The organism is Bacillus sp. 22446 (assembly GCF_052044955.1).
Classification (GTDB): Bacteria; Bacillota; Bacilli; order Bacillales; family Bacillaceae; genus Bacillus; species Bacillus altitudinis.
In genome coordinates, this window is the sequence record NZ_JBQEOD010000014.1 from 31643 (window position 1) to 51780 (window position 20138).

Here is a 20138-nt window from a genome sequence, read left to right on the forward strand (position 1 = left end):
TTAAACTAAAGTATAACTACTATTGAAGATCAGAAAGTGAGAGGTAACTCTTCACTTTCTATCACTCATACCAAATACAATGAACCTTTAAGGAGGATTTTTAGAATGGCTAAAGAAAAATTCGACCGTTCCAAATCGCATGCTAACATTGGTACAATTGGACACGTTGACCATGGTAAAACAACTCTAACTGCTGCTATCTCAACAGTTCTTCATAAGAAATCTGGTAAAGGTACAGCTATGGCTTATGACCAAATCGATGGTGCTCCAGAAGAGCGCGAGCGTGGAATCACAATCTCAACTGCACACGTTGAGTATGAAACTGAAACTCGTCACTATGCACACGTAGACTGCCCAGGACACGCTGACTATGTTAAAAACATGATCACTGGTGCTGCTCAAATGGACGGCGCGATCTTAGTAGTATCTGCTGCTGATGGTCCAATGCCACAAACACGTGAGCACATCCTACTTTCTCGTAACGTAGGTGTTCCTTACATCGTAGTATTCCTTAACAAATGTGACATGGTTGACGATGAAGAGTTACTTGAACTTGTTGAAATGGAAGTTCGTGACCTTCTTTCTGACTATGACTTCCCTGGTGACGATGTACCAGTTATCAAAGGTTCTGCTCTTAAAGCTCTTGAAGGTGATGCTGATTACGAAGCAAAAATCTTCGAACTTATGGATGCGGTTGATGAGTACATCCCAACTCCAGAGCGTGACACTGAGAAGCCTTTCATGATGCCAGTTGAGGACGTATTCTCAATCACTGGTCGTGGAACAGTTGCTACTGGTCGTGTTGAGCGTGGACAAGTTAAAGTCGGTGACGAAGTTGAAATCATCGGTCTTCAAGAAGAAAACGGTAAAACAACTGTTACAGGTGTTGAAATGTTCCGTAAACTTCTTGACTATGCTGAAGCTGGTGACAACATCGGTGCACTACTTCGTGGTGTATCTCGTGAAGATATCCAACGTGGTCAAGTACTTGCTAAACCAGGTACAATCACTCCACATAGCCGTTTCAAAGCTGAAGTTTATGTACTTTCTAAAGAAGAGGGTGGACGTCATACTCCATTCTTCACTAACTACCGTCCGCAGTTCTACTTCCGTACAACTGACGTAACTGGTATCGTACATCTTCCAGAAGGTACTGAAATGGTAATGCCTGGCGATAACACTGAGATGGAAGTTGAACTTATCTCTACTATCGCTATCGAAGAAGGAACTCGTTTCTCTATCCGTGAGGGTGGACGTACTGTAGGTTCTGGTGTCGTTTCTACTATCATTAAGTAATAACAGTTAAAAGAGACTCCTTGCAAAAGGGTCTCTTTTTTTGCTTTTCCAGTGCATAACCGCTACTATAAGCTATAGAATCTAAATGGAAACCGAGAGGATCACTGGAATGGCGAAGACAATGTTAAAAAAGTGGCTGATTGGCGGGCTTGATCAATGGATTATGATAAAAGAAGATCAAGCGGAAAAAACAAAACCTGTTTTATTATTTTTACACGGTGGCCCAGGCTCAGCTCAAATGAGTTACATAGATTCCTTTCATAAGGAACTTGATCAAGACTTCACTGTTGTCCATTGGGACCAGCGTGGTGCAGGACTGTCTTATCAAAAAAACATTCCTGAGTCTTCTATGACCATTGGGCAATTCGTAGAGGATACGATTGAGCTTACAGAAAAACTACTTTCCTATACTGATCAAGCGAAAATATACATTGCAGGTTATTCATGGGGATCATTAATCGCCATACAAGCTGTACATAAACGCCCAGATTTGTATCATGCCTATTATGGAATTAGTCAGGTGGTTGATGTATTAAAAGAGGATATTGTATCGTACGAACTTCTTCTAAAAAAATATCAAGGCAAGCACTTCTTCACTAGATGTCTAAGATTGCTGACACCACCCCCTTGGAAACGCACCTCTGCTCATGCTTTATTCTCACTATATAAAGAGTTCGCAAAAGTAGGGCTCACGCATAGGTGGAAACCCATTTTTCAAATGCTGTATGCATTTCTCGTTAGTAAGCATTATCAGCTAAAAGATAAGTGGAAATTCCTTATGGGACAGAAGTATAGCCAGGAATTGCTGTGGGACGAGCTGATGAACGAAAGCATTCAATACCGAGTTTCTTCTATATTAATACCCTGCTACTTTATCATCGGGGAACATGACATGATTACACCAGCTGCTGTATCAAAACCATATGTTGATCAACTTACAGCACCAATAAAAGAGTGGTTTACTTTTAAAGAATCTGCGCATTCTCCGCATATTGAAGAGCCAGAAGAATTTATTCGTATCGTCAGGAAGACAGCTACACATCATCTTCAGGGAAAGCTTGATTTATAGGCTGAACCCCTGTATAATATGAAAAGTGTGCAAATCATAAATTTATCCGATTTATTATTGCAACACTCAGGCCAATTTGGTACAATAGTGCATGTTGGTCTTTGACTGCGATGAAGTGAGAGGTTGCTGACACACCCGGCCGCTTTGCCATGGCAAGGTGATCAGGTTTTTCTCACGGAGAACTGTCTAACGTAAGTAGGCGAAAAGGAGGGAAAATAATGGCAAAACAAAAAATTCGTATTCGTTTAAAAGCATATGATCATAGAATTCTTGATCAATCTGCTGAGAAGATTGTTGAAACGGCTAAGCGTTCTGGTGCTAGTGTATCTGGTCCAATTCCGCTTCCAACTGAAAAATCAGTTTACACAATCCTTCGTGCGGTGCATAAGTACAAAGATTCTCGTGAGCAATTCGAGATGCGTACTCACAAACGTCTAATCGACATCGTGAATCCAACTCCGCAAACAGTTGATGCACTTATGCGTTTAGATTTACCATCCGGTGTAGATATCGAAATCAAACTTTAATTCAAATAGAAAACACATATTATAGGAGGTGTGACGAATGACCAAAGGAATCTTAGGTAGAAAAATTGGTATGACGCAAGTATTCGCAGAAAACGGTGATCTTATCCCTGTAACTGTTGTTGAGGCTGCTGCTAACGTTGTTCTTCAGAAGAAGACTACTGACACGGATGGCTATGAAGCAATCCAAATCGGTTTTGACGACAAACGTGAGAAGCTTTCTAACAAACCAGAGAAAGGCCACGTTGCTAAAGCGGAAACTGCTCCTAAGCGCTTCGTAAAAGAATTACGCGGTGTGGAGTTAGATGCGTATGAAGTTGGTCAGGAAGTCAAAGTTGATATTTTCGCAAATGGAGATATCGTAGATGTAACAGGAACATCAAAAGGTAAAGGATTCCAAGGGGCTATCAAACGCCACGGACAATCACGCGGACCAATGACTCACGGTTCACGTTACCACCGTCGTCCTGGTTCAATGGGACCTGTTGATCCAAACCGAGTATTCAAAGGTAAACTTCTTCCAGGACGTATGGGCGGAGAGCAAATCACTGTCCAAAATCTTGAGATCGTTAAAGTTGATGCAGAACGCAATCTTCTTTTGATCAAAGGTAACGTACCAGGAGCTAAAAAATCTCTAGTAACTGTAAAGAGTGCAGTTAAAACTAAATAACTCTCTTAGGAAAGGAGGAAACAAGTCATGCCAAAAGTAGCATTATTTAACCAAAACGGTTCTACTAACGGTGAAATCGAATTAAACGCTTCTGTGTTTGGAATTGAGCCAAACGAAAGCGTAGTATTCGATGCTATTCTTATGCAAAGAGCTTCCTTACGTCAAGGAACTCACAAAGTAAAAACTCGTTCTGAAGTACGTGGCGGAGGTCGTAAACCTTGGAGACAGAAGGGTACAGGTCGTGCTCGTCAAGGTTCTATCCGTTCACCACAATGGCGCGGAGGCGGTATCGTATTCGGTCCAACACCACGCAGCTATTCTTATAAATTACCTAAAAAAGTTCGCCGCTTGGCTATCAAGTCAGTATTGTCTTCTAAAGTAATCGACAACAACATCATCGTTCTTGAAGATCTTACTCTTGATGCAGTGAAAACGAAAGAATTCGCAGGCATCCTTAAAGGGTTATCTGTTGAGAAGAAAGCGTTGATCGTCACTGCGGATGCAAACGAAACAGTTGCTTTATCTGCTCGTAACATCCCTGGAGTAACAGTTGTTGAAGCTAACGGTATCAACGTTCTTGACGTTGTCAACCACGACAAACTTCTGATCACTAAAGCAGCGGTTGAAAAAGTAGAGGAGGGACTTGCATAATGAAAGATCCTCGTGATGTTCTAAAGCGCCCTATCATTACTGAACGTTCTGCTGATCTAATGACAGAGAAGAAGTACACGTTCGAAGTTGATGTCAGAGCTAACAAGACAGAAGTGAAAGACGCTGTTGAAGAGATCTTTGGAGTGAAAGTTGAGAAAGTCAACGTTCAAAACTACAAAGGTAAATCAAAACGCGTTGGACGCTACACTGGTATGACTAGCCGTCGCAGAAAAGCGATCGTGAAATTAACTGCTGACAGCAAAGAAATCGAAATTTTTGAAGCGTAAATCTTAAAAAGAAGGAGGGAAATTCAAAATGGCGATTAAAAAGTATAAACCAACCAGTAATGGTCGTCGTGGCATGACTACTTCAGATTTTGCTGAAATCACGACTGACAAACCAGAAAAATCGTTGCTTGCACCGCTTCACAGAAAAGGCGGACGTAACAACCAAGGTAGATTGACTGTTCGTCATCAAGGTGGCGGTCACAAACGTCAATACCGTATCATCGACTTTAAGCGTGATAAAGACGGTATACCTGGACGCGTTGCTACAATCGAGTATGATCCAAACCGTTCAGCGAACATCGCTCTTGTAAACTATGCAGATGGTGAGAAACGTTACATTCTTGCTCCGAAAGGAATCCAAGTTGGTACTGAAGTTACTTCTGGACCAGAAGCTGACATCAAACCAGGTAATGCTCTTCCACTTATCAACATCCCAGTTGGTACAGTTGTGCATAACATTGAATTAAAACCAGGTAAAGGTGGACAATTAGTTCGTTCTGCTGGTACTTCTGCTCAAGTTCTAGGTAAAGAAGGTAAATACGTTCTTGTACGTTTGAACTCTGGTGAAGTACGCATGATCCTTTCTGCTTGCCGTGCGACTATCGGTCAAGTTGGAAACGAACAACACGAACTAATCAACATCGGTAAAGCTGGACGTTCTCGCTGGAAAGGCGTACGCCCAACAGTTCGTGGTTCTGTAATGAACCCTAACGATCACCCACACGGCGGTGGTGAAGGACGCGCTCCAATCGGACGTAAATCACCAATGTCTCCATGGGGTAAACCGACTCTTGGATTCAAGACTCGTAAGAAAACCAACAAGTCTGATAAATTCATTGTACGTCGTCGTAAAAACAAGTAACGGGGTTGTCTACGGTTCATTTAGGACCGTAGTTCAATCACGAAGGGAGGTTCCACAATGGCTCGCAGCTTAAAAAAAGGACCATTTGTTGATGATCATTTGATGGCTAAAGTCGAGAAATTGAATGAAACTGACAAAAAGCAAGTCGTAAAAACTTGGTCTCGTCGTTCTACAATTTTCCCACAATTCATCGGTCACACAATCGCTGTCTATGACGGACGCAAACATGTACCTGTTTTCATTTCTGAAGATATGGTAGGTCACAAATTGGGCGAATTCGCACCAAGCCGTACTTACAAAGGTCATGCTAGTGACGATAAAAAAACAAGACGCTAATGAGAGGAGGCTTTTAAATGCAAGCTAAAGCTGTCGCAAGAACAGTCCGTATTGCTCCTCGTAAAGCACGTCTAGTAATGGACCTGATCCGAGGTAAGCAAGTAGGAGAAGCAGTTTCTATCTTAAACCTTACACCTAAGGCTGCTTCACCAATTATTGAAAAAGTATTAAAATCTGCTATCGCAAATGCTGAGCACAACTACGAGTTGGACGCTAACAGCCTAGTGATTACTCAAGCATTCGTTGACGAAGGTCCAACACTTAAGAGATTCCGTCCACGTGCTATGGGTCGTGCGAGCGCAATTAACAAACGTACTAGCCACATTACAATCGTTGTATCAGAAAAGAAGGAGGGATAATCCGTGGGTCAAAAGGTAAATCCAGTAGGTCTTCGTATTGGCGTCATTCGTGATTGGGAATCTAAATGGTTCGCAGGAAAAGATTACGCTGACTTCTTACATGAAGACTTGAAAATCCGTGAATTCATCAGCAAGCGTTTGTCTGACGCGTCTGTTTCTAAAGTAGAAATCGAACGTGCTGCAAACCGCGTAAATATCACAATCCACACGGCTAAACCAGGTATGGTAATTGGTAAAGGCGGATCTGAAGTTGAAGCACTTCGTAAAGCTCTTAACAGCCTAACTGGCAAACGTGTACACATCAACATTCTTGAAATCAAGAGAGCAGATCTTGATGCTCAGCTAGTTGCTGAAAACATCGCTCGTCAACTTGAAAATCGTATTTCATTCCGTCGTGCACAAAAACAAACAATCCAACGCACAATGCGTGCTGGAGCACAAGGAATCAAAACAATGGTTTCTGGTCGTCTTGGCGGTGCAGATATTGCTCGTTCTGAATATTACAGTGAAGGTACTGTTCCATTGCACACACTTCGTGCTGACATCGACTATGCTACTGCTGAAGCTGATACTACTTATGGTAAGCTTGGCGTAAAAGTATGGATCTATCGTGGAGAAGTCCTTCCAACTAAGAAGAATACTGCGGAAGGAGGAAAATAATATGTTATTGCCAAAACGCGTGAAGTATCGCAGAGAACATCGTGGAAAAATGCGTGGTCGTGCAAAAGGCGGCACTGAAGTACATTTCGGTGAGTTCGGTATCCAAGCTCTTGAAGCTTCTTGGATCACTAACCGTCAAATCGAAGCTGCTCGTATTGCTATGACTCGTTACATGAAACGTGGCGGTAAAGTTTGGATCAAAATTTTCCCTTCTAAGCCATACACAGCTAAACCTCTAGAGGTCCGCATGGGTTCCGGTAAAGGTGCTCCAGAAGGCTGGGTAGCTGTAGTAAAACCGGGCAAAGTTTTATTTGAAATTTCTGGTGTGTCTGAAGAAGTTGCTCGTGAAGCTCTTCGTCTTGCATCTCACAAATTGCCAATTAAAACGAAGTTCGTAAAACGTGAAGAAATTGGTGGTGAATCAAATGAAAGCTAATGAAATTCGTGACCTTACCACTGCTGAAATTGAACAAAAAGTAAAGTCTCTTAAAGAAGAACTTTTCAATCTTCGTTTCCAATTAGCGACTGGGCAGCTTGAAAACACTGCTCGCATTCGTGAAGTGCGTAAATCAATCGCACGCATGAAAACTGTGATTCGTCAAAGAGAAATCGCTGCTAATAAATAATAATTAGAGGGGAGGCCCCGCAAACATGAGCGAACGTAACCAACGTAAAGTGTATCAAGGTCGTGTTGTTTCTGACAAAATGGATAAAACCATCACTGTTGTAGTTGAAACATACAAAAAGCATTCACTTTATGGCAAACGTGTAAGATACTCTAAAAAGTTCAAAGCACATGATGAAAACAACCAAGCAAAAATCGGAGACATCGTAAAGGTCATGGAAACTCGTCCATTATCTGCGACTAAACGCTTTCGTCTAGTTGAAGTTGTCGAAGAAGCTGTTATTATCTAATAAAGTTCGGATTTCTTTTTCCGAAGGGAGGTAACATTAATGATTCAACAGGAGACTCGTTTAAAAGTAGCTGACAACTCTGGCGCACGCGAAGTACTAACGATTAAAGTTCTTGGTGGCTCTGGACGTAAAACGGCTAACATCGGTGATGTCATTGTTTGTACGGTTAAACAAGCAACACCAGGAGGCGTTGTCAAAAAAGGTGAAGTTGTGAAAGCAGTTATCGTTCGTACTAAGAGCGGAGCTCGCAGAAACGATGGATCTTACATCAGTTTTGATGAAAATGCATGTGTCATCATCCGTGACGACAAAAGCCCACGTGGAACTCGTATCTTCGGACCAGTAGCACGTGAACTTCGTGAAAACAACTATATGAAAATTGTTTCTTTAGCACCAGAAGTACTTTAATGAATACAATCCGCGACTCAAGGAGGTGCGATTAAATGCATGTTAAAAAGGGCGATAAAGTAGTGGTTATCTCTGGTAAAGATAAAGGTAAACAAGGTGTCATCCTTGCTGCTTTCCCTAAAAAGGACCGTGTTTTAGTAGAAGGTATTAACCTTGTGAAAAAACACTCTAAACCAACCCAAGCTAACCCTCAAGGCGGAATTTCTGAACAAGAAGCGCCGATCCACGTATCAAACGTAATGCCGCTTGATCCTAAAACGGGTGAAGTGACACGTATTGGATATAAAGTTGAGGACGGAAAGAAAGTCCGTGTAGCGAAAAAATCTGGGCAAGTTCTAGATAAATAGTAAATAAGGAAGGGAGGTCTTTCTCATGAACCGCCTTAAAGAAAAGTATGTAAAAGAAATTACACCTGCATTAGTTTCTAAGTTTGAATACAAATCAGTAATGCAAGTGCCAAAAATCGAAAAAATCGTGATCAACATGGGTGTTGGTGACGCCGTTCAAAACGCTAAAGCAATCGATACTGCTGTTGAAGAATTAACGTTTATCGCTGGTCAAAAACCTGTCGTTACTCGTGCGAAGAAGTCTATTGCTGGATTCCGTCTACGTGAAGGAATGCCAATCGGTGCGAAAGTAACACTTCGCGGAGAGCGCATGTACGATTTCCTTGATAAACTTATTTCTGTATCTTTACCACGTGTACGTGACTTCCGCGGGATTTCTAAGAAATCTTTCGACGGTCGTGGAAACTACACGCTTGGTATTAAAGAACAGTTAATCTTCCCAGAAATTGATTACGATAAAGTAACAAAAGTCCGCGGTATGGATATCGTTATCGTTACGACTGCCAACACGGACGAAGAAGCACGTGAGTTATTAACTCAAGTAGGTATGCCGTTCCAGAAATAATCAATGAAAGGGAGGCGAAATCGTGGCTAAAAAGTCTATGATTGCGAAACAACAACGCAAACAAAAGTTTAAAGTTCAAGAGTATACGCGCTGCGAACGTTGTGGACGTCCACATTCAGTAATTCGCAAGTTTAAACTTTGCCGTATTTGTTTCCGCGAACTTGCATATAAAGGACAAATTCCTGGCGTTAAAAAAGCCAGCTGGTAATCCCCATAAATGGGAAGGAGGTTATTAAATAATGGTTATGACAGATCCGATTGCAGATTTGCTGACTCGTATTCGCAATGCGAACATGGTACGTCATGAGAAGCTAGAAGTACCGGCTTCAAAAATCAAAAGAGAAATTGCTGAAATCTTAAAGCGTGAAGGTTTTATCCGTGACGTTGAGTACGTCGAAGACAGCAAACAAGGAATTATCCGTTTGTTCCTTAAATACGGCCAAAACAACGAACGTGTTATCACTGGTCTTAAAAGAATCAGTAAACCTGGTTTACGCGTATATGCGAAATCAAATGAAGTACCACGTGTACTTAACGGACTTGGAATCGCAATTATTTCTACATCACAAGGTGTTTTATCGGACAAAGAAGCCCGTGCTAAACAAGCTGGTGGAGAAGTACTTGCTTACGTATGGTAAAAAAAGTTTAAGATGAATGGAGGTGCTTGGTATGTCTCGTATAGGTAAAAAGCTAATCGAGATCCCTTCAGGAGTAACTGTGACAAACAACGATAACACAGTGACAGTAAAGGGACCAAAAGGTGAACTAACTCGTGCATTTCACCCTGATATGGAAATTAAAATTGAGGACAACGTCTTAACTGTAAGCCGTCCGTCTGAAAATAAAGAACACCGTGCATTACATGGTACAACACGTAGCTTAATTGCAAACATGGTTGAAGGTGTATCTAAAGGTTTCGAAAGAGGTTTAGAACTAATCGGTGTCGGTTACCGTGCAGCTAAATCTGGAAACAAACTTGTTCTTAACGTTGGATACTCTCACCCAGTTGAAATCGTTCCTGAGGCTGGAGTTGAAGTAGAAGTTCCATCTCAAACGAAAGTAATCGTTAAAGGTATCGATAAAGAGCGTGTAGGAGCTCTAGCTTCTAACATCCGCGCTGTCCGTGCTCCAGAGCCTTACAAAGGTAAAGGAATTCGTTACGAAGGTGAATTCGTTCGCCGTAAAGAAGGAAAAACTGGTAAGTAAGATCGCTTAATGTGAAGAAAGGAGTGACTCGGATGATTACGAAAACTAGCAAAAACGCTACTCGTCTTAAAAGACACGCTCGTGTTCGTGCGAAACTTTCAGGTACTGCTGAAAGACCTCGCCTTAACGTTTTCCGTTCTAACAAGAACATCTACGCTCAAGTAATTGATGATGTTAACGGTGTAACACTTGTAAGTGCTTCTACTCTTGATAAAGAGTTAAAGATCGAGAATAGTTCTGACGCTGCAGCTGCTACTAAAGTTGGCGAACTTGTTGCAAAACGTGCTGTTGAAAAAGGCATCTCTAACGTGGTATTTGACCGCGGAGGATACTTATATCATGGACGTGTAAAAGCTCTAGCTGAAGCTGCTCGTGAGGCTGGACTTAAATTTTAATAAAAGAAGGAGGGACACATCCGAATGAGTCGTATTGACCCAAGCAAATTAGAGTTAGAAGAACGCTTAGTTACGGTTAACCGGGTAGCGAAAGTTGTTAAAGGTGGACGTCGTTTCCGTTTTGCAGCTTTAGTTGTTGTCGGTGACAAAAACGGTCATGTAGGATTCGGTACTGGTAAAGCACAAGAAGTACCAGAAGCGATCCGCAAAGCTGTTGAAGACGCGAAAAAGAATTTAATTGAAGTACCAATGGTTGGAACTACAATTCCACATGAAATCATCGGTCGATTCGGTGCAGGAAACGTTCTATTGAAACCTGCTTCAGAAGGTACAGGAGTTATCGCTGGAGGCCCAGTGCGTGCGGTACTTGAGCTTGCTGGTCTAGCTGATATCCTTTCTAAATCTCTAGGTTCTAATACACCGATCAACATGATCCGCGCAACACTTCAAGGTTTAAGTGAACTTAAACGTGCTGAAGATGTAGCGAAGCTTCGTGGAAAATCTGTAGAAGACCTGTTAGGATAAGGAGGGAACAATAATGGCAAATAAATTAGAAATTACCCTCAAACGCAGTGTAATCGGTCGCCCGGAAGATCAGCGTGTCACTGTTCGTACTCTTGGTCTAAAGAAAACAAACCAAACAGTCGTACATGAAGACAATGCAGCGATCCGCGGCATGATTAACAAGGTGTCTCATTTAGTTTCTGTTAAAGAACAATAAAACATTTTTAATCGATAAGGAGGTGCCCAAATGAAACTTCATGAATTGAAGCCTTCAGAAGGTTCACGTAAAGTACGCAACCGTGTTGGTCGTGGTATTGGATCAGGTAACGGTAAAACTTCTGGTAAAGGTCATAAAGGTCAAAACGCTCGTTCTGGCGGCGGTGTACGCCCTGGATTCGAAGGTGGTCAAATGCCTTTATTCCAACGCCTTCCAAAACGTGGTTTTACAAACATCAACCGTAAAGATTACGCGGTAATCAACTTAGACAGATTAAACAGTTTTGACGAAGGAACGGAAGTCACTCCTGAACTTCTTCTAGAGACTGGTGCAATAAGCAAGTTAAAAGCAGGAGTAAAAATTCTTGGCAACGGTAAATTAGAAAAAAAATTAACTGTAAAAGCCAATAAATTCTCTGCTTCTGCTAAAGAAGCGATTGAAGCTGCTGGCGGTACAGCCGAGGTGATCTAACTTGTTTAAGACAATCTCCAATTTTATGCGTGTGAAAGATATACGGAATAAGATTATATTTACACTTTTAATGTTAGTCGTCTTTCGTATAGGTGCTTTCATCCCTGTGCCTAATGTGAACGCCGAAGTTCTCCAGGCACAGGATCAAATGAGTGTTTTCGGAATCCTCAACACGTTTGGGGGCGGGGCACTTTTCCAATTCTCCATTCTTGCAATGGGGATTATGCCGTATATCACTGCTTCGATCATCATCCAGCTCTTGCAGATGGATGTTGTACCGAAGTTTACTGAGTGGTCAAAGCAAGGAGAGGTTGGCCGCCGAAAATTAGCACAATTCACAAGGTATTTTACAATTGTTCTAGGATTTATCCAGGCGTTAGGAATGTCATATGGATTTAACAATATGGCAGGAGGCATGCTGATTGAAAACCCAGGTGTTTCAACGTATCTCTTAATTGCGGTCGTACTCACTGCGGGAACAGCATTTTTAATGTGGCTGGGAGAGCAGATTACTGCTCACGGTGTTGGTAACGGTATTTCGATTATTATCTTTGCCGGTATCATCGCAGGTATCCCTCAAACATTAAAGCAAGTGTACGCTCAGCAATTTGTAGGTGGAGATGGACAGCTGTTCATGCAAATCCTGAAAATTGCCCTTATTGTGATTGCTATTCTTGTCATTGTTATCGGTGTTATTTACATTCAAATGGCAGTGAGAAAGATTGCGATTCAATATTCAAAAGGAACTGGCCGTGCACAAATGTCTGCTAGTCAAGCAACGCACCTTCCATTGAAAGTGAATCCAGCAGGGGTGATTCCAGTCATCTTTGCCGTTTCGTTCATTATTACTCCGCAGACGATCGCATCGTTCTTCGGAACAAATAATGTGACAACCTGGATAACTAACAACTTTGACTATACTAAGCCAATCGGTATGACGATTTATGTAGCACTGATTGTCGCTTTCACATATTTTTATGCCTTTGTCCAAGTAAACCCTGAACAAATGGCTGAAAATCTGCAAAAGCAGGGTGGCTATATCCCGGGAGTTCGTCCAGGGAAAATGACTCAAGATAGAATTACGAGCATTTTGTACCGACTCACGTTTGTGGGCGCCATTTTCTTAGCCGTGATTTCAATACTTCCTATCTTTTTCATTCAATTCGCTGGATTACCTTCCGCTGCACAAATTGGCGGCACAAGTCTTCTCATTGTTGTAGGTGTTGCACTTGAAACAATGAAGCAGCTTGAAAGCCAATTAGTGAAACGAAACTACCGTGGATTTATGAAATAAAACAGAGGGCTGGGCTCCTGCCCAACCTCTCTAAGTAAGGAAGGGGAAATCCGAAATGAACTTAGTCTTAATGGGGCTTCCGGGTGCTGGTAAAGGCACTCAGGCAGAACGAATTGTTGATGATTATGGGATCCCTCATATCTCAACAGGAGATATGTTCCGTGCTGCTATGAAAGAGGAGACACAACTTGGGCTCGAAGCAAAATCCTTTATCGATAAAGGAGAGCTTGTTCCTGATGAGGTCACAATCGGTATTGTTAGAGAAAGACTTGGCAAGAATGATTGTGAACAAGGTTTTCTTCTGGACGGATTTCCGCGAACAGTCGCTCAGGCTGAAGCTTTAGAAGACATTCTAAAGGACCTTGGCAGAACGATTGATTATGTCATTAATATTAAAGTCGATAAAGATGCTTTGATGGAGCGTCTGACTGGCCGAAGAATTTGCAAAGATTGCGGAGCAACATATCATTTAGTATTCAATCCACCTGCGAAAGAAAATGTTTGTGACAAGTGTGGAGGCGAGCTTTATCAACGTGCAGATGATAATGCAGAAACCGTTTCGACAAGACTTGAAGTGAACTTAAAGCAGACTGAACCTTTACTGAACTTCTATTCAGAAAAAGGATATCTTGCAAACATTGATGGTGCGAAGCACATTAACGATGTTTACGCTGATATCAAGGACCTGCTTGGGGGATTAAATAAATGATTATCTGTAAAACTCCTCGCGAGCTTGAGATTATGAGAGAAGCTGGACGCATTGTCGCACTGACTCATGAAGAGCTGAAGAAACACATAAAACCAGGTATTTCGACAAAAGAATTGGATCAAATTGCCGAACGTTTTATTACAAAGCAGGGTGCAATCCCATCTTTTAAAGGGTATAATGGTTTTCGCGGGAGCATTTGCGTTTCGGTGAATGAAGAACTCGTTCACGGTATTCCTGGTAAACGGGTTTTACGTGATGGAGACATCATTAGTATCGATATCGGCGCAAAGTTAAATGGCTATCATGGTGACTCTGCTTGGACTTATCCAGTTGGGGTAATCAGTGATGAGGACCGCAAACTACTGGAAGTCACAGAGGAATCTCTATATAAGGGCTTACAGGAAGCAAAGCCAGGTGAACGTCTGTCAAACATTTCCCATGCCATACAAACGTATGTTGAAGGTGAGAATTTCTCAGTTGTTAGAGAATATGTTGGACATGGGGTCGGACAGGATCTTCATGAGGACCCTCAAATTCCTCATTATGGTCCGCCGAACAAAGGCCCACGGCTCAAACCTGGAATGGTGTTGGCCATCGAACCGATGGTGAACGCAGGCAGCCGATATGTGAAAACACTGGCTGATAACTGGACGGTTGTAACGGTTGATGGGAAAAAGTGTGCTCACTTTGAGCATACAATTGCGATTACAGATACAGGTTTTGATATACTGACTAAGATTTAGGTCTTCACTGAAGCCTTTCAGGCCCAAATCGGGCAGGTTGTCTGTATAGTCCAAGGAAAGAACAAGATCAGTATACAGTTGTCATCGGCGTGTTCGATGGCTGCCATGTACTAATCGCAGACGGAGAAAAGCGTAAATTCATTCTCCTAAGAAAAAATATCAATCATTTAACCTTTTATGATTGCGTATCTCCGGAAGTTCAGAACAGTATATTCAAAACAGGTCGGGTGATAGATGGACAATTGAGAACATCTCATTTGGACATTTATCAGAGAGCAAGTTACTGATTTGAAGAAGGGAGAACACTTGAATGGCGAAAGACGATGTAATTGAAGTGGAAGGTACTGTAGCAGAAACTTTGCCAAATGCAATGTTCAAAGTTGAACTAGAGAATGGTCATACAGTTTTGGCTCATGTATCAGGAAAAATCCGTATGCACTTCATTCGCATTTTACCTGGAGACAAAGTTACGGTAGAATTATCTCCATATGACTTAACTCGTGGTAGAATTACGTACCGTTACAAATAAAGCAACTCCGGAAGAAGGAGGTTGGAAACACATGAAAGTGAGACCATCTGTTAAACCTATCTGTGAAAAATGTAAAGTGATTCGCAGAAAAGGAAAAGTAATGGTGATCTGTGAAAACCCAAAACATAAACAAAAACAAGGCTAATAACAAGGAGGTGCCCAAATCATGGCTCGTATTGCTGGTGTAGATATTCCACGTGATAAGCGTGTTGTCATTTCTTTAACATATGTTTTTGGAATTGGTCGTACGACGGCTCAACAAGTCCTTAAAGAAGCAGGTGTTTCTGAAGACACTCGCGTTCGCGATCTAACTGAAGACGAACTAGGTAAAATCCGTGATATCATTGACAAACTTAAAGTAGAAGGTGACCTTCGTCGTGAAGTTTCACTTAACATTAAGCGTCTAATTGAAATCGGAAGCTACCGCGGAATCCGTCATCGTAGAGGACTTCCTGTTCGTGGACAAAACACAAAAAACAACGCGCGCACTCGTAAAGGTCCGCGTCGTACTGTAGCTAACAAGAAAAAATAAGTAAAGGAGGTAGTTAAAGAATGGCTGCTGCTCGTAAACAAAATACGCGTAAACGTCGCGTGAAAAAGAATATTGAAGCTGGAATCGCTCATATCCGTTCCACTTTCAACAACACGATTGTAACGATTACTGATGTTCATGGAAACGCAATTTCTTGGTCAAGTGCTGGTGCATTAGGATTCAGAGGTTCTCGTAAATCTACTCCTTTCGCTGCACAAATGGCTGCTGAAACTGCTGCTAAAGGTTCTATCGAACATGGTCTTAAAACACTTGAAGTAACTGTTAAAGGTCCTGGTTCTGGTCGTGAAGCTGCAATTCGTGCGCTTCAAGCTGCAGGTCTTGAAGTTACTGCAATCAGAGACGTAACTCCAGTTCCTCATAACGGATGCCGTCCACCAAAACGTCGCCGCGTGTAATTTGTTTGTATAGATTTTGTGTCCCTGTCAATAATGGGTTATGATACAGTTATTTATGAGACGAATACACGACTCGTTGCCTGAGCACATACGGGACTAAACAATGAGGAATTTCGGATGGAATCTCATATGATTCTATTCGAGGTTTCGACGTTTTGAAGGAGGGTTTTATTAGATGATCGAAATTGAAAAACCAAAAATCGAAACGGTTGAAATCAGCGACGATGCCAAGTATGGCAAGTTTGTCGTAGAGCCACTTGAGCGTGGATATGGTACCACTTTAGGGAACTCCCTTCGTCGTATCCTTTTATCCTCACTTCCTGGTGCAGCTGTAACATCGATCCAGATAGATGGTGTCTTACACGAATTCTCAACGATCGAAGGCGTGGTTGAAGATGTTACAACGATTATCTTAAACATTAAAAAGCTTGCACTCAAAATCTACTCTGAAGAAGAGAAGACGCTTGAAATTGATGTACAAGATGAAGGAACTGTAACAGCTGCTGATATTACACACGACAGCGATATTGAAATCTTAAATCCAGATCTTCACATCGCAACTCTTGGCAAAAATGCGAGCTTCCGTGTTCGTTTGACTGCACAAAGAGGTCGCGGGTATAATCCTGCTGATGCAAACAAAAGAGACGATCAGCCTATCGGCGTGATTCCGATCGACTCAATCTATACACCTGTATCTCGTGTAACTTATCAAGTGGAGAACACCCGTGTTGGGCAAATCACAAACTATGATAAATTAACACTAGATGTATGGACTGATGGAAGCACAGGACCGAAAGAAGCGATCGCTCTAGGTTCTAAGATTTTAACTGAACACCTAAATATTTTCGTTGGGTTAACTGACGAAGCTCAGCATGCAGAAATCATGGTTGAAAAAGAAGAAGACCAAAAAGAAAAAGTGCTTGAAATGACAATTGAAGAGCTTGATCTTTCTGTTCGTTCTTACAACTGTTTGAAGCGTGCGGGTATTAACACTGTTCAAGAGCTTGCTAACAAGACAGAAGAGGATATGATGAAAGTTCGTAACCTTGGACGTAAATCTCTTGAAGAAGTGAAAGCGAAACTAGAAGAACTTGGACTGGGTCTTCGTAAAGACGATTGACTAGTTTCATTGTGAACTAGGATTTTCGTGTGTTTTTTATTCATACAGCATCTCTAATTAAGGAGGGGACATCACATGGCATACAGAAAGCTAGGACGCACTAGTGCACAACGTAAAGCAATGCTTCGTGACCTAACGACTGATTTGATCATCAACGAACGCATCGAAACAACTGAAACACGTGCGAAAGAACTTCGCTCTGTAGTTGAAAAAATGATCACTCTTGGCAAACGCGGAGATCTTCATGCTCGCCGTCAAGCTGCAGCTTACATTCGTAACGAAGTAGCTAACGCTGAAACAAACCAAGATGCACTTCAAAAATTATTCGCTGACGTTGCAACTCGCTACGAAGATCGCCAAGGTGGATACACTCGTATCATGAAGCTTGGACCTCGTCGCGGCGATGGCGCACCAATGGCTGTCATTGAATTAGTTTAATCACATATCGTGTATCTAAGAAAGGGCGGGACAGTTCATAACTGGATCTATGCCCTTTTTTAGATACTACGGCTTTTTAGCAATAGGCAAAGTAGAGGTTGAGCTGAGAGGAGGTCCGGTAGAGATGGAGAAGACATTAATTGACGTAAAAGACATTGTATTTCGTTATCACAAAGATGCGGACAAGCCCGCTTTAGACCAAGTGTCATTGCATGTGAATCAAAATGAATGGCTTGCCATTGTTGGCCACAACGGTTCAGGTAAATCCACACTTGCCCGTGTACTGAATGGGCTCATTTTACCGGATGCAGGAACGGTCAAGGTTGGTGAGATTGAGCTGAAAGAAGAAAGTGTTTGGGATATTCGCAAAAAGGTCGGCATGGTCTTTCAAAACCCAGACAACCAATTCGTTGGCTCAACGGTTCGTGATGATGTGGCTTTTGGTTTAGAAAATAACGGGGTTGAGCGGGAATTGATGATAGAGCGTGTAGATTGGGCTGTCAAACAGGTCAATATGCAGGAGTTTCTTGATCAAGAGCCGCACCATCTATCAGGCGGGCAAAAGCAGAGAGTAGCAATCGCAGGTGTACTTGCCGCAAGCCCTGACATCATGATCTTGGATGAAGCAACATCAATGCTTGATCCGATTGGCCGTGAAGAAGTGCTAGAAACCGTCAGACTGCTGAAGGAACAAGGAACGGTCACGGTCATTTCCATCACACATGATTTAGACGAGGCTGCGAAGGCAGACCGCGTTATTGTGATGAATGGCGGGAAGAAATTTGCCGAGGGAACACCAGAGGAAGTATTTGAACTAGATGAACAGCTGGTTCAGATTGGACTTGATCTGCCATTTTCCTACCGGTTGAGTAAGCAATTGAAGCAGCAAGGTGTGCCGCTTGCAAATGCCCATTTGACACAAGAAGGATTGGTGAAAGAGCTATGGACATTACGATCAAAGAATTAGAGCATCGTTATCAAATGAAAACGCCGTTTGAGCGTCTCGCTTTGTATGATGTCAATGCTTCCATCAAAGAAGGCAGCTATGTTGCTGTCATTGGTCATACGGGTTCCGGCAAGTCGACGTTGCTGCAGCACTTAAATGGACTGCTCAAGCCAACAAAAGGGAGCATTGCGCTTGGAGATACGGTCTTACAAGCCAATAAAAAACAGAAGGATATGAAACCCCTTCGAAAAAAGGTCGGCATCGTGTTTCAGTTTCCTGAACATCAGCTCTTTGAGGAGACGATTCTAAAGGATATCTGTTTTGGTCCGATGAATTTCGGTGTTCCAAAGGAAAAGGCGGAAGCCAAGGCTAAAGAGATGCTGAAGCTTGTAGGCCTTCCTGAATCCTTGTTATCTCGATCCCCCTTTGAATTAAGTGGTGGTCAAATGAGACGTGTGGCGATTGCAGGTGTTCTAGCGATGGAGCCAGAAGTGCTTGTGCTTGATGAGCCGACTGCGGGATTAGATCCACGCGGACGTAAAGAAATCATGGACATGTTCTATGAGCTTCATCAAAAAGCCAACCTGACGACGATCCTTGTGACACACAGTATGGAAGATGCCGCTCATTATGCGGATCAAATGATTGTGATGCACAAAGGAACAGTGAAGGCGACAGGTACGCCGAGGGAGCTATTTGCCAATCGTACCGACATGTCTTCTTTCGGACTGGACCTCCCGGAAACGATCAAATTCCAGCAGGCTGTCGAAGAAAAGCTGGGGCTGACGTTTCCAAGACCGCTTCTGACCATGGATGAAATGGCAGAAGCCTTAACAGCTTTATATCAGGAGGACACGACATCATGATGGATAGTATGATTATCGGCAAATATGTGCCAGGTACATCCTTTGTCCATCGTCTTGATCCAAGGACAAAGCTGTTATCAATTTTCTTTTTTGTCTTTATTGTCTTTTTTGCGAATAACTACATCACTTACGGGCTTTTAGGGGTCTTTACGATCCTTGTGGTGATGGTGTCTCAGGTGCCGCTGTACTTTATTCTCAAAGGAATGAAACCCATCCTTTGGATTGTTCTGTTTACCTTTATTCTGCATATCTTCATGACAAAGGATGGCGCTTTGCTCTTTCACTTTGGTTTTCTGAATATTTATGAAGAAGGTCTAAAACAGGGGATTTTCATTTCACTCCGTTTTGTCTATCTCATCATGATGACAACACTTCTGACGTTGACCACAACACCTATTGAAGTGACAGACGGTATGGAGAAGCTGCTGCATCCTTTCCGTAAAATCAAGCTGCCTGTTCATGAGCTTGCTCTTATGATGTCTATCTCTCTTCGATTTATTCCGACTTTACTCGAAGAAACAGACAAAATCATGAAAGCACAAATGGCAAGAGGTGTTGATTTTACAAGCGGACCCGTGAAAGATCGTTTAAAAGCGATTGTCCCATTGCTTGTCCCACTTTTCGTCAGTGCGTTTAAGCGTGCGGAGGAATTGGCGACCGCTATGGAAGCGAGAGGCTACCGCGGGGGAGAAGGTCGTACGAAATACCGTCAGCTTGTCTGGGGAATGAAAGACACGTTCACGCTGCTTCTATTCATCCTGTTAACAGCACTCCTTGTGCTGCTTAGAAATTAGGTGATGCCT

35 protein-coding genes are annotated in these 20138 nt (G+C 42.4%); all 35 read left to right on the forward strand.

The window, feature by feature from the left end; translation table 11 throughout:
- Positions 1-105 precede the first annotated feature (105 nt).
- The 35 genes from tuf to ACTJJD_RS18555 all read left to right on the forward strand — a co-directional run bounded on the left by tuf (position 106) and on the right by ACTJJD_RS18555 (position 20129).
- Entirely contained in the window at positions 106-1296 is a 1191-nt protein-coding gene (gene tuf / locus ACTJJD_RS18385; protein WP_007496302.1) for an elongation factor Tu, read from the forward strand.
- Between the two features lie 109 nt (positions 1297-1405).
- A complete protein-coding gene (locus ACTJJD_RS18390) occupies positions 1406-2365 on the forward strand; it encodes an alpha/beta fold hydrolase (RefSeq protein ID WP_440600482.1) in 960 nt (319 codons plus the stop codon).
- A gap of 218 nt (positions 2366-2583) precedes the next feature.
- On the forward strand, positions 2584-2892 hold the full coding sequence (rpsJ, locus tag ACTJJD_RS18395; protein WP_003156464.1) for a 30S ribosomal protein S10: 309 nt from the start codon (positions 2584-2586) through the stop codon (positions 2890-2892).
- Between the two features lie 37 nt (positions 2893-2929).
- On the forward strand, positions 2930-3559 hold the full coding sequence (gene rplC, locus ACTJJD_RS18400; protein ID WP_007496311.1) for a 50S ribosomal protein L3: 630 nt from the start codon (positions 2930-2932) through the stop codon (positions 3557-3559).
- Positions 3560-3586: 27 nt separating this feature from the next.
- Positions 3587-4210 carry a 50S ribosomal protein L4 gene (gene rplD, locus ACTJJD_RS18405; protein ID WP_007496312.1) on the forward strand — a complete coding sequence of 208 codons (624 nt, stop codon included), beginning with the start codon at positions 3587-3589 and terminating at the stop codon, positions 4208-4210.
- Positions 4210-4497 carry a 50S ribosomal protein L23 gene (gene rplW, locus ACTJJD_RS18410; RefSeq protein ID WP_003217016.1) on the forward strand — a complete coding sequence of 96 codons (288 nt, stop codon included), beginning with the start codon at positions 4210-4212 and terminating at the stop codon, positions 4495-4497. The genes rplD and rplW overlap by 1 nt, the downstream gene beginning before the upstream one ends.
- A 28-nt stretch (positions 4498-4525) precedes the next feature.
- Positions 4526-5359: a 50S ribosomal protein L2 gene (gene rplB / locus ACTJJD_RS18415; protein ID WP_007496314.1), complete on the forward strand. Its 834-nt coding sequence runs from the start codon at positions 4526-4528 to the stop codon at positions 5357-5359.
- A gap of 57 nt (positions 5360-5416) precedes the next feature.
- Positions 5417-5695, forward strand: coding sequence for a 30S ribosomal protein S19 (rpsS, locus tag ACTJJD_RS18420; protein WP_003216920.1), 279 nt, complete (start codon positions 5417-5419; stop codon positions 5693-5695).
- A gap of 17 nt (positions 5696-5712) precedes the next feature.
- On the forward strand, positions 5713-6054 hold the full coding sequence (gene rplV, locus ACTJJD_RS18425; protein WP_007496316.1) for a 50S ribosomal protein L22: 342 nt from the start codon (positions 5713-5715) through the stop codon (positions 6052-6054).
- 3 nt (positions 6055-6057) lie between these two features.
- Positions 6058-6714: a 30S ribosomal protein S3 gene (gene rpsC / locus ACTJJD_RS18430; RefSeq protein WP_003217241.1), complete on the forward strand. Its 657-nt coding sequence runs from the start codon at positions 6058-6060 to the stop codon at positions 6712-6714.
- A gap of 1 nt (position 6715) precedes the next feature.
- Positions 6716-7150: a 50S ribosomal protein L16 gene (rplP, locus tag ACTJJD_RS18435; RefSeq protein ID WP_003225801.1), complete on the forward strand. Its 435-nt coding sequence runs from the start codon at positions 6716-6718 to the stop codon at positions 7148-7150.
- Positions 7140-7340, forward strand: a complete 201-nt coding sequence (gene rpmC / locus ACTJJD_RS18440; protein WP_003217155.1) for a 50S ribosomal protein L29 — start codon at positions 7140-7142, stop codon at positions 7338-7340. Before rplP ends, rpmC begins: the two co-directional genes overlap by 11 nt.
- A 25-nt stretch (positions 7341-7365) precedes the next feature.
- Complete coding sequence (gene rpsQ, locus ACTJJD_RS18445) at positions 7366-7629, forward strand: 30S ribosomal protein S17 (protein ID WP_003216906.1); 264 nt, start codon at positions 7366-7368, stop codon at positions 7627-7629.
- Between the two features lie 39 nt (positions 7630-7668).
- Positions 7669-8037 (forward strand): 50S ribosomal protein L14, encoded by a 369-nt coding sequence (rplN, locus tag ACTJJD_RS18450; RefSeq protein ID WP_003216882.1) that lies wholly within the window; start codon positions 7669-7671, stop codon positions 8035-8037.
- A gap of 35 nt (positions 8038-8072) precedes the next feature.
- Positions 8073-8384 (forward strand): 50S ribosomal protein L24, encoded by a 312-nt coding sequence (rplX, locus tag ACTJJD_RS18455; protein WP_007496325.1) that lies wholly within the window; start codon positions 8073-8075, stop codon positions 8382-8384.
- Positions 8385-8409: 25 nt separating this feature from the next.
- Positions 8410-8949, forward strand: coding sequence for a 50S ribosomal protein L5 (rplE, locus tag ACTJJD_RS18460; protein WP_003217159.1), 540 nt, complete (start codon positions 8410-8412; stop codon positions 8947-8949).
- Positions 8950-8971: 22 nt separating this feature from the next.
- Positions 8972-9157, forward strand: coding sequence for a 30S ribosomal protein S14 (gene rpsN / locus ACTJJD_RS18465; RefSeq protein ID WP_008356542.1), 186 nt, complete (start codon positions 8972-8974; stop codon positions 9155-9157).
- A 31-nt stretch (positions 9158-9188) separates the two neighbouring features.
- Positions 9189-9587 (forward strand): 30S ribosomal protein S8, encoded by a 399-nt coding sequence (gene rpsH, locus ACTJJD_RS18470; protein ID WP_007496327.1) that lies wholly within the window; start codon positions 9189-9191, stop codon positions 9585-9587.
- A gap of 31 nt (positions 9588-9618) precedes the next feature.
- Positions 9619-10155 carry a 50S ribosomal protein L6 gene (gene rplF / locus ACTJJD_RS18475; protein WP_008345395.1) on the forward strand — a complete coding sequence of 179 codons (537 nt, stop codon included), beginning with the start codon at positions 9619-9621 and terminating at the stop codon, positions 10153-10155.
- A 32-nt stretch (positions 10156-10187) separates the two neighbouring features.
- Entirely contained in the window at positions 10188-10550 is a 363-nt protein-coding gene (gene rplR / locus ACTJJD_RS18480) for a 50S ribosomal protein L18 (RefSeq protein ID WP_003216951.1), read from the forward strand.
- A 24-nt stretch (positions 10551-10574) separates the two neighbouring features.
- Positions 10575-11075 (forward strand): 30S ribosomal protein S5, encoded by a 501-nt coding sequence (gene rpsE / locus ACTJJD_RS18485; RefSeq protein ID WP_007496332.1) that lies wholly within the window; start codon positions 10575-10577, stop codon positions 11073-11075.
- Positions 11076-11088: 13 nt separating this feature from the next.
- A complete protein-coding gene (gene rpmD / locus ACTJJD_RS18490) occupies positions 11089-11271 on the forward strand; it encodes a 50S ribosomal protein L30 (RefSeq protein ID WP_003217067.1) in 183 nt (60 codons plus the stop codon).
- Between the two features lie 30 nt (positions 11272-11301).
- Positions 11302-11742: a 50S ribosomal protein L15 gene (rplO, locus tag ACTJJD_RS18495; protein ID WP_003216888.1), complete on the forward strand. Its 441-nt coding sequence runs from the start codon at positions 11302-11304 to the stop codon at positions 11740-11742.
- 1 nt (position 11743) lies between these two features.
- On the forward strand, positions 11744-13036 hold the full coding sequence (gene secY / locus ACTJJD_RS18500; protein WP_007496334.1) for a preprotein translocase subunit SecY: 1293 nt from the start codon (positions 11744-11746) through the stop codon (positions 13034-13036).
- A gap of 55 nt (positions 13037-13091) precedes the next feature.
- Positions 13092-13745, forward strand: a complete 654-nt coding sequence (locus tag ACTJJD_RS18505; protein ID WP_007496336.1) for an adenylate kinase — start codon at positions 13092-13094, stop codon at positions 13743-13745.
- A complete protein-coding gene (gene map, locus ACTJJD_RS18510; RefSeq protein WP_007496338.1) occupies positions 13742-14488 on the forward strand; it encodes a type I methionyl aminopeptidase in 747 nt (248 codons plus the stop codon). The genes ACTJJD_RS18505 and map overlap by 4 nt, the downstream gene beginning before the upstream one ends.
- A gap of 310 nt (positions 14489-14798) precedes the next feature.
- Positions 14799-15017 (forward strand): translation initiation factor IF-1, encoded by a 219-nt coding sequence (gene infA, locus ACTJJD_RS18515; RefSeq protein WP_003217190.1) that lies wholly within the window; start codon positions 14799-14801, stop codon positions 15015-15017.
- Between the two features lie 31 nt (positions 15018-15048).
- Positions 15049-15162 (forward strand): 50S ribosomal protein L36, encoded by a 114-nt coding sequence (gene rpmJ / locus ACTJJD_RS18520; protein ID WP_003156543.1) that lies wholly within the window; start codon positions 15049-15051, stop codon positions 15160-15162.
- A gap of 21 nt (positions 15163-15183) precedes the next feature.
- Positions 15184-15549, forward strand: coding sequence for a 30S ribosomal protein S13 (gene rpsM / locus ACTJJD_RS18525; RefSeq protein ID WP_003217023.1), 366 nt, complete (start codon positions 15184-15186; stop codon positions 15547-15549).
- Between the two features lie 20 nt (positions 15550-15569).
- Entirely contained in the window at positions 15570-15965 is a 396-nt protein-coding gene (gene rpsK / locus ACTJJD_RS18530) for a 30S ribosomal protein S11 (RefSeq protein ID WP_003217231.1), read from the forward strand.
- A gap of 175 nt (positions 15966-16140) precedes the next feature.
- Positions 16141-17085 carry a DNA-directed RNA polymerase subunit alpha gene (locus ACTJJD_RS18535; RefSeq protein ID WP_003217009.1) on the forward strand — a complete coding sequence of 315 codons (945 nt, stop codon included), beginning with the start codon at positions 16141-16143 and terminating at the stop codon, positions 17083-17085.
- A gap of 75 nt (positions 17086-17160) precedes the next feature.
- Positions 17161-17523 (forward strand): 50S ribosomal protein L17, encoded by a 363-nt coding sequence (gene rplQ / locus ACTJJD_RS18540; RefSeq protein WP_003216944.1) that lies wholly within the window; start codon positions 17161-17163, stop codon positions 17521-17523.
- A gap of 124 nt (positions 17524-17647) precedes the next feature.
- Positions 17648-18490 carry an energy-coupling factor ABC transporter ATP-binding protein gene (locus tag ACTJJD_RS18545; protein WP_008345218.1) on the forward strand — a complete coding sequence of 281 codons (843 nt, stop codon included), beginning with the start codon at positions 17648-17650 and terminating at the stop codon, positions 18488-18490.
- Entirely contained in the window at positions 18466-19335 is an 870-nt protein-coding gene (locus tag ACTJJD_RS18550) for an energy-coupling factor ABC transporter ATP-binding protein (protein ID WP_035389139.1), read from the forward strand. Before ACTJJD_RS18545 ends, ACTJJD_RS18550 begins: the two co-directional genes overlap by 25 nt.
- Positions 19332-20129: an energy-coupling factor transporter transmembrane component T family protein gene (locus ACTJJD_RS18555; protein WP_008345215.1), complete on the forward strand. Its 798-nt coding sequence runs from the start codon at positions 19332-19334 to the stop codon at positions 20127-20129. Before ACTJJD_RS18550 ends, ACTJJD_RS18555 begins: the two co-directional genes overlap by 4 nt.
- Positions 20130-20138: the final 9 nt, after the last annotated feature.